General features: G+C 68.9%; 1 protein-coding gene. It reads left to right on the forward strand.

The genetic code is table 11. The features are described 5' to 3' along the window. The first annotated feature begins 69 nt into the window (after positions 1 to 69). Positions 70 to 1,031 (forward strand): IS630 family transposase gene (locus tag WDW90_RS37445; RefSeq protein ID WP_336492777.1). Its coding sequence is split into 2 segments (ribosomal slippage): positions 70 to 409 and positions 409 to 1,031, totalling 963 coding nucleotides; the frame shifts between segments, so codons are not numbered across the junction. Positions 1,032 to 1,047: the final 16 nt, after the last annotated feature.

Consider the following 1,047-nt stretch of genomic DNA (forward strand, 5'->3'; position numbering starts at 1 on the left):
CTAGAGCGGGGCTCGTCCGATCGGAAGCTGTGCTGGGCGGCTGAGGGTTGATGGGGCAAGGAGGAGGCCATGCCGACAACCTTGTCCGTCGATCTGCGCCAGCGCGTGGCGTCCGCAGTGTCAGCTGGAGCAACCTGTCGACAGGCCGCCGAGCGCTTCGGCGTGAGCCGAGCCAGCGCCAGCCGCTGGTCGCAGCAGAAGCGGCGCGTGGGCCACGTCGCGCCCAAGCCGCTGGGCGGCGATCAGCGCTCCCGCCACATCGAGGCTCATGCCGACCTCATCCGGCAGACCTACCAGGCTCGCCCGCAGATCCTCCTACGTGAGTTGCGCGAGGCTCTTCAGGCGCACGGGGTTGCGGTCAGCACCAGCAGTCTGTCGCGCTTCTTCGCCCGGCACCGGATCACGCGCAAAAAAGGGCGCTACACGCAGCGGAGCAGGAGCGCGCGGACGTAAGAGCGGCGCGTGAGGCTTGGTTTGAGGGCCAGCCGGAGCTGGATCCGGATCGTCTCGTGTTTCTGGACGAGACGGCAGCTACCACCAGTATGGTCCGCCGCTACGGCTGGGCCCCACGGGGCGCGCGCTGCCGGATCGCGGCGCCAGCTGGACACTGGAAGACGACCACCGTCATCGCCGGGCTGCGCACGAGCGGGCCGAGTGCCGTTGCGCTGCTGGACGGGCCTGTGACGGGCGAGCGCTTCCGCGCCTACGTGACTGAGACGCTGATCCCGGCCCTGAAGCCGGGCGACACGCTCATCCTAGACAACCTCGGCGCCCACAAGGTGGCGGGCGTGCGCGAGGCGATCGCGGCAGCCGGAGCCCGGCTCTTGTACCTCCCGCCCTACTCGCCTGAGTTCAACCCGATCGAGCTTGCCTTCGCGAAGCTCAAAACACTCCTCCGCAGCGCGGCGGCCCGCACGGTGAGCGATCTCTGGGCGGCGATCCACAAAGCCTTCGCGCGCCTTTCGCCTGCGGAGTGCCGCAACTACTTCTCGGCCGCCGGCTACGAGGATGACGCTTGTGCTTCCAGCTGATCGGGACCCGCTCTAG

This window comes from Methylobacterium nigriterrae, assembly GCF_037106235.1.
GTDB lineage: Bacteria > Pseudomonadota > Alphaproteobacteria > Rhizobiales > Beijerinckiaceae > Methylobacterium > Methylobacterium nigriterrae.